Source organism: Butyrivibrio sp. (genome assembly GCF_015056685.1).
GTDB lineage: Bacteria > Bacillota > Clostridia > Lachnospirales > Lachnospiraceae > Butyrivibrio.
Genome location: NZ_SVFW01000077.1, coordinates 1 through 11,290 on the forward strand (window position 1 = coordinate 1; position 11,290 = coordinate 11,290).

The 11,290-nt window shown below is 39.8% G+C and carries 8 protein-coding genes; 4 read left to right on the plus strand and 4 right to left on the minus strand.

Annotated features, from left to right (window positions below):
* Window positions 1-265 precede the first annotated feature (265 nt).
* The gene (gene lexA, locus E7303_RS17345; protein ID WP_292146710.1) at window positions 266-886 is read right to left on the minus strand and encodes a transcriptional repressor LexA; all 621 of its coding nucleotides are present in this window, start codon (window positions 884-886) and stop codon (window positions 266-268) included.
* 198 nt (window positions 887-1,084) lie between these two features.
* Between lexA and E7303_RS17350 the strand changes: the two genes are divergently transcribed.
* The 4 genes from E7303_RS17350 to E7303_RS17365 all read left to right on the plus strand — a co-directional run bounded on the left by E7303_RS17350 (window position 1,085) and on the right by E7303_RS17365 (window position 7,682).
* A complete protein-coding gene (locus E7303_RS17350) occupies window positions 1,085-1,504 on the plus strand; it encodes a LysM peptidoglycan-binding domain-containing protein (RefSeq protein ID WP_292146711.1) in 420 nt (139 codons plus the stop codon).
* Between the two features lie 113 nt (window positions 1,505-1,617).
* Window positions 1,618-3,144 carry a DHH family phosphoesterase gene (locus E7303_RS17355; RefSeq protein ID WP_292146712.1) on the plus strand — a complete coding sequence of 509 codons (1,527 nt, stop codon included), beginning with the start codon at window positions 1,618-1,620 and terminating at the stop codon, window positions 3,142-3,144.
* A gap of 180 nt (window positions 3,145-3,324) precedes the next feature.
* Window positions 3,325-4,446 (plus strand): D-alanyl-D-alanine carboxypeptidase family protein, encoded by a 1,122-nt coding sequence (locus E7303_RS17360; protein WP_292146713.1) that lies wholly within the window; start codon window positions 3,325-3,327, stop codon window positions 4,444-4,446.
* Window positions 4,447-4,589: 143 nt separating this feature from the next.
* On the plus strand, window positions 4,590-7,682 hold the full coding sequence (locus E7303_RS17365) for a response regulator (protein ID WP_292146714.1): 3,093 nt from the start codon (window positions 4,590-4,592) through the stop codon (window positions 7,680-7,682).
* On the opposite strand, the gene E7303_RS17370 is transcribed toward E7303_RS17365, so the two are convergent.
* The 3 genes from E7303_RS17370 to E7303_RS17380 all read right to left on the minus strand — a co-directional run bounded on the left by E7303_RS17370 (window position 7,683) and on the right by E7303_RS17380 (window position 11,074).
* Window positions 7,683-8,693 carry a tyrosine-type recombinase/integrase gene (locus E7303_RS17370; RefSeq protein WP_074883794.1) on the minus strand — a complete coding sequence of 337 codons (1,011 nt, stop codon included), beginning with the start codon at window positions 8,691-8,693 and terminating at the stop codon, window positions 7,683-7,685.
* 371 nt (window positions 8,694-9,064) lie between these two features.
* Window positions 9,065-10,171, minus strand: coding sequence for a hypothetical protein (locus E7303_RS17375; RefSeq protein ID WP_292146716.1), 1,107 nt, complete (start codon window positions 10,169-10,171; stop codon window positions 9,065-9,067).
* Between the two features lie 24 nt (window positions 10,172-10,195).
* Window positions 10,196-11,074 (minus strand): DUF6033 family protein, encoded by an 879-nt coding sequence (locus E7303_RS17380; RefSeq protein ID WP_292146717.1) that lies wholly within the window; start codon window positions 11,072-11,074, stop codon window positions 10,196-10,198.
* Window positions 11,075-11,290: the final 216 nt, after the last annotated feature.

Sequence of the window (11,290 nt, forward strand, 5' to 3'; positions counted from 1 at the left end):
CTTGTTTCATACTTATTCAGAACACAAGTCTTTTGTGGGCTTATTTATATCCATTTATCATCATTTCAAAATAAATCGCTCACATCACTATGCCTACACTTTCAGTTCGTCTGCTGTTCTTGCAAAAAATTGTCTTTATATGTGTAGTAACCCATAAATCCATAAGTGCCTATAACTTCGGATAGAGCGATTTAGTATGAGCAATAGGGATCTATACGAAGTTATAGGCACTTTTGGATTTTATGCCACTCGCGAAAAAGTATGGTTATTTGTAGAAGCGCATGATTCCGAAGACTTTGCCGAGGATGGTGCAGTCATCTACTATGATGGGATCCATTGTGTCGTTTTCAGGCTGAAGACGAATGTGTCCCTTCTCTTTGTAGAAGGTCTTGACTGTTGCAGAATCATCGATGAGAGCAACAACCTGATCACCATTTTTAGCTGTATTGCAAACCTGAACAAATACCTTGTCGCCATTAAAAATGCCGGCATTGATCATTGAATCACCCTTAACATTTAAAATAAAAGCATCTGAGCCCTTAGGACACATACTTGCAGGAATAGGGATATATGAATCAATATTCTCCTCTGCAAGAATAGGAGCACCTGCAGCTACCTGACCTACAACGGGAATGCTGACAATCTCAGTTCTTACCATGTTAAAACCATCATCGCAGATTTCAATTGCACGAGGCTTTGTAGGATCTCTTCTGATATATCCATTTTTTTCAAGTGTTTCCAAATGAGAGTGAACAGAAGAAGTAGACTTAAGATTAACTGCAGCGCAGATATCTCTTACTGAAGGCGGAAAGCCTCTTGAAAGAGTTTGCTCCTTAATATAATCCAGTATTTCCTGCTGTTTCTTTGAAATATTCCCTTTAACCATGTGGACCTCCCAAATATTTTCTTAATTCAGTATAACAAACTTCAAATGCAAAAGCAAATGTTTGTTCGGAAAATTTGTTCGATTTCTGTTGACAAACAAATGTTTGGTTGCTACTATGTATTTAGAACAGTTGTTCGCAACAAATGTTCGTTGAGAGATTGGTTAGTAGTGTTTGGGTTATGTATGTGAGGTATAAAAATGAGTGAAGCAATGATGGCTGCAGCAAGTCTTTATAATGATTCAAGATTTTTTAGTCCAAGTGAAGTACGTATCAGGGAAAATAAAAAGCGCAGAGCGAAGATCGTTCGAAGGCAGTATATTACCCTTATAACAGTAATTTCTGCAATGATATTTGCATTTTTCTTCTTTACTTTTTCATTATTATCAGATGCTCAGTCAGAGACTTTTGTTCCTGAGTACAAATATTATAAGACCATAACAGTTCATACTGGAGATACTATCAGTAATATTGCTGAGAGATATTTTGACTCAGATAAATATAAAAATCTTGATCAATATATAAGTGAAATAGAAGATATCAACGGTCTTGGCGATACGTCTCTGGTGATGGCAGGAGAACAGCTTATTATTCCATACTATTCATCAGAATATAAATAATTGCGATATTTTAAAAATAGAATCAACAATATCAAATGATATTTGTATCGCATTTAGAAGTTTCTTTTTACATAAAACCTCCAATAGTGTAATATATACTCATTGGGGGTCTTATGAAATTATCTAGTTTACTTTGTTATAATTCAATAGTCATTCAGTGCCATGATAATCCTGATGCAGATGCTATCTGTTCAGGATATGTTCTTTATAGATACTTTTCAGATAAAGGTAAAAAAGTAAGATTTATTTATTCAGGAAATTTTAAAATTTCTAAGAGTAATCTTGTATATCTGATAGAAAGACTCCATATTCCAATTGAATATGTTACAAAGCTTAGTTCAAAGCCTGAGCTTCTTCTTATGGCTGATTGCCAGTATGGTGAGGGCAATGTTCATAAATTTTCAGCGCATAATGTAGCAGTGATTGATCATCATCAGGTATCAACCACACTGCCAAAGCTTAATGAAGTAAGAAGTAATCTTGGTAGTTGTTGCACTGCTATATGGTATCTTCTTAAGCTTGAAAAAGAGGAAGACTTTTTTGATAAAAAGATAAGTACAGCCCTTTATTATGGTCTGTACTCAGATACCAACGCATTTTCTGAAATATCTCATCCTTTGGATCGAGACATGATAGAGAGTCTGGACTATGACAAGAGCCTTATTTTAAAGCTCAAAAACATGAATCTTACGCTTCGTGAAGCAAAGGTTGCAGGAGTTGCAATGCTTGGCATTGAATATCATGAAAATGGTAAATATGCCATATTAAAGAGTGATCCTTGTGACCCTAATATCTTAGGTCTGATAGGAGACTTCATCATTGCAATAGATTCCGTCGATGTTTGCATTGTATATAGTATCTTATCATTTGGTGTTAAGTTCTCTATAAGGAGCTGTTCCAAGGAAACAAGAGCAGATGAACTTGCTTCTTTCCTTGCAAATAAAATAGGTTCCGGTGGTGGCCATGTTGAAAAGGCTGGCGGTCTATTAAAAAATGAACTGATAAAAAAGCAGTATCCCGAGTATGTTGAAATAGAAGATATGGCAGCCAGGTATTCTATTTCCAATATAATCAAAGAACGCCTTAATACATATTTTGATGATTGTGATATCATCTATGCAAAAAAGGCATCCATTGATCAAAAGAGTATGAAAAAGTACCGTTCATCAAATCTTGTAGTTGGCGTGATCGATCCTAAAGACTTTGTTGCACCGGGTTCAATGGCTATCATCAGAACACTTTCAGGTGACAAAAATATTGAGATAAAAAATAAAACAATGCTTGTCATTACTGAAAATGGTGATGTTGTCCCGATCACAAATGATCATTATCTTAGAAACTACACAAAAACAAGAAAAAAGTTCAGGTTAAGTACGGATTATAATCCAACAATAAAGATTGCTGACACCGGAAAAACGTATGTCTTAATGGATTATGTAAAACCTTTCATATCAACCGGCAACATGAATATCAAAGCAAAAAAACTAACAAAAATGACAAAATTATTCACTTATTGGGATAATGAGAAATATATGCTCGGTCAGAAGGGTGATTATATCGCAATAAGTCAGGATGATGAGCACAATATCTTTATTGTTGATAAGAACCAGTTTAAGAAGACATATTCTTCTGTGAAATAAAATATCTTTATGTCGCCTATAAAGCTCCGATATTTCAGACAGTAGAAATATCGGGGTATTTTTTTGTTATTTTTTTACATTGAAGTAGCAAAGTAAATAATGTTAATATTTAAAAGCTACTATTTTGAATAATTAATTCAAAGAATTAGCAGTCAAACCAATCTGTTTTTGGGAGTTAAAATGGGGAATTATAGAAAAGCACATTACCGAACCAGAGATGGCCAAAGAATGAGCGCTTCTCAATATAAAAAAAGAAGAAAACTTGAAATATATTTTCATATTGCTTCTTTAGTTTTAATAATTGGTCTTATAACTTCTGGCATTTGTTTTCTAGCATATAAGCTCAAGCATAAACCTGTTGAAAATACAGAAGTAGCGCAGGATGCAGCCACTACAGAGCTGACAATTGTAGACACAGTCGTTGAAGATGTAGAAATAGAAGAAGAGAATCCATATTTGAAAGCATCAGAAGATGCTGATTCTTTTTTTGACGGATATATTGTTGATATTGATTCAGACACAGCTTATATATCAAGTGAGGAAGTTCAAAGCTCTTATGGTGTTTTGGTAAATCTGGATACAGGAAAAGCCGTTGCATCAAAGGATGGAAATGTCAGGATTAATCCGGCTTCAATGACTAAGATATTGACTCTTTTAGTTGCTGCCGAACATATAGATTCACTTGACGGAACATATACAATGACCCAGGAAATAGGTAACTATGTCTTTAGTAAGGATTGTAGTGCTGTAGGACTAAAAGTCGGCGATGTACAGACTGTAAAAGACATGATGTATGGAACCATACTTCCATCAGGTGCCGATGCAGCTATGATGCTTGCAGAATATGTAGCCGGTTCTCAAGAAGCTTTTGTTGAGCTAATGAATGAGAAGCTTGAAGAACTTGGTTTGTCAGATACAGCTCATTTCACCAATTGTATTGGAGTCTACGATGAAGACCATTACTGTACACTTACAGATATGGCAATGATCCTCAAAGCCGCTGAAGAAAATGAACTGTGTCATGAAGTATTAAATGCCAGAACCTATACAACATCGCCCACATCTGAACATCCGGAAGGAATCACTATTTCTAACTGGTTCATGAGAAGGATAGAAGATAAGGATATCCATGGCGAAATAATGGGTGCAAAGACTGGATTTGTCAATCAGTCCGGCTGTTGCGGTGCAAGCTACATGATTTCTAATGATGGCACTCACTATATCTGCGTGACTGCTGATGCATGGAGTTCATGGAGATGCATTTATGATCAGGTAGATATCTATCAAACATATACAAGTTAAAAGAAAGGGACTGTCGCTTAGTGTGAACAGCCCCATTTTTATTTATCATTTACTAAAATTTCATATTATTAGCGTCGCTAAAATGATAATATAACAATAGGAGAAGTTTGCAATCAAGACTCAAGTGAAACCGGAGGCGCTATATGAAGGGTGTAAATACTAAAAAGATCATGTCTCTTGCTATCATTGGAAGCATTATAGTGGTTGCAATTATGATTATCGGAACGATTTGGACTGGACGAAGTGCAAGTTCAGGCGCCAGGAAGGCAGTTCGAAACGTAAGTATTTTATATCTTGAGGAGTTGGCTGGCAGAAGAGAACAGGTTGTGGCGTCAACTTTAAATGACTATATCAGTGACCTTGATGTGGCCATAGGACTTATGACTCCGGAGGACCTCTCAAGCACAGCAAATCTCCAGGCATATCAGCTTAGGATGAAACAGCTCTATGACCTTGAAAAATTTGCCTTTGTTGATGAGACAGGACTTATTTATACCTCCAGGGGGACCAGAACAGATATAGATCAGTATCATTTCGACTATCAGACTCTTTCCGGACCTGAAATCTCATTGAAGAATGAGGATGGTGACAACACAAAGGTCGTCATTGCAGTTCCCACGGATCGTCTTCCTTATGAGGGACATAACCTTGTTGTCTGCTTTATGGAGATAGACATGGAGCACATGCTCGCTAATCTTTCTTTTGAGTCAGGCTCCAACAATACCACCTTCTGTAATATTTACACTCCCGACGGATACTCGGTTGCCAATATGGTACTGGGGGGACTTGCCAGTGAGGATAACCTCTTATCCGCTTTTGAAGCCGCTGACATCGAAAATGACAGAACTGTAGAAGATATCAGGAAAGATTTCGAAAACGGACATACCGGTGTAGTTTCTTTTACCTATAACGGTGTACAGGAGACCTTGTACTATGTTCCCGTACACGGGACAAACTGGATGCTGACATACCTTATTAGGGAGAGCGTTATCAGCCAGCAGATTGATGAGATATCAGAGGGTATCATAAAGAGGAGCCTGGTTCTTGCATTGTTGACTACCATTGTTCTTTCGGCTGTTTTTTCCATGATGCTGGTTCAGACCAGAAAAGCCACCAAGCTAGCCATGGAAAAAGAGACCTCGGAGGTTATGCAGCAGGAACTCGAGGAGAGGATTGCCCTTCAGGATGAACTTCTTGAGCAGGAAAAGCAAAGGGCAAGGCTTGACAGGATGATCACAGCGCTTGCTTCCGACTACAGGAGCGTGTACTACGTAAATCTCGACAAGGACAGTGCCACCTGCTTTAGCAATGATGATGCTCATGACAATATCCGCAAGGATGATGTTTTTGTCTTCTCTGAGGGCTTTACCGAGTATGCCAATAAATTCGTATCCGAGGACTACAGAGAGCAGTTCCTTGAGTTTATTAAGCCTGAGAATATCCGTAAAAGCTTAAAGGAAAGCCCTCTTATTGCCTTCAGATATCTGGTCAAAAAGGATGGAGTCGAGAGCTATGAAATGCTCAGAATGGCTGAAGCCAGAACCGGCTCTGCGAGAAATCATGACTCAATAAATGCGATAGGTGTAGGATTTTCTGATATAGACGAGGAGATGAGGGACTCTCTTGCCAAGAATCAGGCTCTTTCAGATGCCCTCAAGACTGCTGAAGAGGCATCAAAAGCAAAGACTGTATTCTTATCAAGCATGAGCCATGAGATAAGAACGCCTATGAATGCCATCATAGGCCTTGATTCCCTTGCCCTCAATGAGCCGGATATTTCCGATACAACCAAGGATTATCTTGAAAAGATAGGAAGCAGCGCACAGCATCTTCTTAGTCTTATAAACGATATTCTTGATATGTCCAGGATCGAGTCGGGACGTATGTCGCTTAAAAATGAGGAGTTTGCATTTTCCAAACTCATTGAGCAGATAAATGTAATATTCAGCGGACAGTGCCAGGAAAAAGGCCTTGAGTATAACTGCCACATTAACGGACACTTAAATGACTATTACATCGGTGACAACACCAAGCTCAGACAGGTTCTTATCAATATTCTCGGAAACGCCGTGAAGTTTACCCCTGAGGGCGGAAGCGTTGAGTTTACCGTGGAAAAGACAGGTGGATTTGATGACAGGTCCTCGATCCAGTTCAAGATAAAAGATACCGGAATAGGTATGAGCAAAGAATATCTGCCCAAGATATTCGATGCGTTTACTCAGGAAAATGCCGGAGCTACCAACAAATACGGCAGTTCCGGCCTTGGAATGGCCATCACCAAGAGAATTGTCGAGATGATGAACGGCGAGATAAGCGTCGAGAGTGAAAAGAATGTTGGAACAACCTTCACTGTAAACGTAACATTAAGGGATTCTGAAAGGGTGCTGGCAGATGATAACGATGATCTCGAGGTTCATCCCGAGGACATGAAGGTTCTTGTCATAGATGATGACCCTCTTGCCTGCGATCAGGCGAGGCTTGTCATGAATCAGGCTGGAATTCATTCAGAGACTGTCACGTCAGGAAGCGAAGCCATCAAGATGGTGAAACTCTCTCAGGCAAGACAGGAACCCTACAACCTTATAATTGTCGACTGGCAGATGCCTGAGATGGACGGCGTTGAGACAGCCAAAAACATCCGCTCGTTAATAGGTGCAGATACAGCTGTGATCATTCTTACAGCCTATAACTGGGATGATATATACGAAGAAGCCATGGACGCCGGTGTGGACAGCTTTATTGCAAAGCCTCTGTTTACCGAGAATCTCATAAACGAGTTTAAGAACGTACTTAAAAAGAAAAAGATAGCTGCGGAAAGTATCAGGAAAGCTGAGCTTGAAGGTAGGCGTGTGATTCTGGCTGAGGATATTGAGGTCAATGCCCAGATCATGATGAAGGTTCTTTCTATGAGAAAGATTGAGGCAGATCATGCAGTCAACGGAAAAGAGGCTGTTGAACTGTACAAGAACAAGCCAGAGGGCTACTACGATGCAATCCTCATGGATATGAGAATGCCTGAGATGGACGGCCTTACAGCCACCAGAAACATCAGAGCTCTGGGAAGGGAGGATTCTGCTTCTATACCTATTATTGCCCTGACAGCCAATGCCTTTGATGAGGATGTTCAGCTGAGCCTTCAGGCAGGACTCAATGCACATCTGAGTAAACCTGTTGAGCCGGCAGTTTTGTTTGAGACCCTTGAGAAACTTATAAAACCAGCTAGCAGAAGTTTGTAATCATCTAAGTCCCTGAAGAAGTGATCTAGAGTCCTTCATTGCTGTATCAGAGGCTTTAGCGTAAATATTTGTTGTCTGAATGCTCTTATGATTCATTTTTTTCTTAAGAAGCAGAATATTGTTATCACTTGCAGCATAAAAACTCATTGCAAAACTTGATCTTAATTTATGTGGTGAGATTATCCTTGCCTTTTCAGGAAGGCACACAGATACATATTTTTTTACCAGGATCTCTACAGCTCTTACTCCCAGTCGATTACCGGAAGTAGTAGTAAAGGCAGGAAATTTAAGATTATTTAATCCGAATTTTGCCTTTTGTGATGAAAAATAGATCTCAAGATAATCTCTGCATTCATCAGAAAAATATACAATTTGAGTATCGCCACCTTTTCTGGTAACAATAACGCTGCAATCCTCGAGATTGTAATCAATAATATCTGTATCAAGCATCTCAGAAACTCGAAGTCCTGTGTCAAGAAGCAAAATAAACATGGCTGAATCGCGATCTGCATATATATAATGGACTTTTGCAACAGAATCATGAAGCTTGGTTCCATGGCGAACAGTATCGAGTAAAACTCGCTGCTCATCATTTGTTAAATAAATAACATCCTTTTCAGGAATTTTAATTGTCTTAGTAGCGGCAATTGGATTACGTGAGACCTTGCCTGTAGCTACAAAAAAGCCATACATACTCGAAAGAGATGCACGTTTTCTTTTAACAGTTGATTCCTTATGATTACCGGATAAAGTCGTCAAAAAACGGTTTATATCAAGGATTTCAATATTGGCAATGTCATTTATGGTCAGATCCTTGATTTCCTTGTCACAATATGCTGGAAGGAAATTTACAATATATTCAAGATAAACCTTTATGTCACGACAATATTCGAGCTTTGTAGCATAATTTTCAACGCGTCCGAAGTTGTAAATAAAGTCACTTACAAAATCAGGCATTTCGCTTAACAGTTCATTGATCTTATCCGAATAATTGATCTTATTAGCTGGCATAAAAATAACCCCCGAATAAATACCTATATACATAATCTGATATAGTCTATTATATCACAGGGGGTTCTTTTCGTAAAACTAGAATTTTGCGAAAATGTATATCACCAGTATGTTCAGCAGTTTGTATGAAACTATCGGACTTCTGAAATATGCCCACCTGAACTATCTCCTAGAGGTGGTATTCTACGCAGTACTGATGGTGACTTTAGGCTTTAGTATTGGCGTTGACGGCATCTGGTATGCACAGCCTATATCTGAGATACTGCTGCTAGGCTTTAATATATGGCTGGTTAAACAGCATAATATTTGGCCTGAGCCTAAAACATCTCCGCGTAAATTCCACCCTTGAGCGTCTTTAGACATAAAACTTTTCATATTTGTATATCAAATGATGGCACTGAAGCCTGGGGTGCTGAGATATCCATTCCCATCCCAATTCCCATTTCCTGAGGCATGCTCATGGATGTGGCAGGGTAAATACCGCTGCCGCCCATGCCGGGCATGGAGACGTTCTTTCCAAGTTCATGCTTTATCATATCTTTGAGGTATTCCATATTGGCCTTCATGATGGCCTTATCTTCTGAAGCCCTGTGTTTGCGTTTTAATTCCTCCAGGTCCTCCTTGCTCATGTGAGGATTTACCACTTCCATGGTTTCAAGCATTTCCATAGCTTCTTCGAGCTCTTTAAGCTCTTCCTCACCAAACTCTGAGATCATCTCGTTGAGCTCTTTTAGCTCTTCTTCCGAAAAAGAGGCGCTACCTTCCTGCATCTGTTCAAGGGCTTCATTCAGCATCTCTTCCCTTGCATCAAATATGGCATCTTCCTTCTCTGCGATCTTCTCTTCTTCGGCAGAAGTCAGAGCACTCTGCATCTGAACCGAAGCATCTTTCTCACCCTCAAGCCTTTCGTCCCTTTTCTGAGTATTCTCCACCAGCTCTTCAAGTTCAAGGTGGTGCTTCTTTTTCCTAGCTACCATTTCCATGCGTTTTGCATGGGTAAGTGCGAGCTGAAGTTCTTCCGCATCCCCCGAACCGGACGCAATCTTTCTTTTGAGCTTTAAGGTCTCTCTCTTTGCTGCAAGAACAGCCTGACCTGCGCTGATGGATGTCTTGGCTTGCTGGATCTTGGTTGCCACTGTTTTGTAATTATACTTCTCGGAATTGACAATCTCTTCGTCCTCTGCAGCATCCGGGGAGCCTGACAGCTTGGAGAATCCATCTGTCTGATTCTTTGTGGAGGCGTTTTTATACTGCTCCTGCTTAAGGTCTCTGATCATCTGCCTCATCTGCTGGGATATGGAGGGCTTATCATCCGTCATCTTATCTGTAAACTTTGAAAGAGGCGAGGCTGCATCACTATTTCCGGGCATGAAAGGCAGAGCACCTCCGGCATTATTATTCCAGGTGCCCTGTCCCACTAAAGGAGCCTTCTGAAAATATGAACCATATGGATTTTGAGTATTAAAAGATATATTCATAGCAGCCTCTTAAGGCTTTACACCTTACCCTTTAAAATCAACCCTTGTTCCAACGTTTCTCTCTGCATCCGTCACTACTCTTGAAGCTGCATTGCTATAGGAATAAGTCTGAACCTTTGACAAAAGATCGTCCAAAGAATTCGCTTCAATGATGTCATATTCTTCTTCGTATATCTCTTCGCCTTTCTTATCGTCGGTTTTTTCGGCTTTGTTTTCTTTTGCCTTTTCTATGCGCTCTTCCTGTGCTTTTCTGGAAGCTTCTCTCTTCTCCTTGATCTTCTGCTGTTTCTTCTCGGCTGCTTTTTTCTCGATGCGTTTTTTCTGAAGATCCTGAGATTTACTTACAGTGGCAAAAAAGCTCTCGTTTCCATTGGAATCCACGCTCATTCCGAAGTTCTTGACACTGGATCCGCTGCTGGAAAGACCCATCTTGGCCTGCATCATCTTGTTTTGGGATGAGGCAATGATCCCCTCATACTTATTTCTGAAGGACTCATCAGTAGCCATTCTCTCAAGCTTCTCTTCATCGATGAGCACCACCATCTTGTTGGCATTGCCGTAAGCTGCAGCGTTCTGCTGAACCTGAGCCTTCATATCCTTGCTCACTGTGATAAACTCCATTCCATGGAACTTTGACTGAAGCTTACTAAGATAATCTTTGGCCTTGTCAGATAACTGCACGTCTCCTATGGTCATGCCATATTCTGTCTTGGTTGGTACAAGAGATGATTTTGTATCGATAGGAGACCAGCCTTTTGTTTCCACCTTTGCCTGTGACCCCTTAGTGGCTGCAGTCTGATCACTTTTAGCTGTGCTCTGTGTTTTAGTGTCATTATTCACTGTGTTTTTGCTATATGCCTGTGAAGTCTGCTGATAAGCTGATACGCCATATAAACCTGCCATGTTAATCCCTCCATTTCTGCTTCCAAAGAATCCGGAAGTACCTTTCTCAGATCTGATTGTCTATTAATGTTCCTTTTATATCATTTGATAAAAGACTGAGTCTGTTAAGTATATTGGTAATCTCTGTATTCACCGCATCCTGAGTATCTTCCATGGATGTAGCATCGGAAATAATCGTCTTTTCTACATCACCAAGATCCATCCTGTTTGCATCTT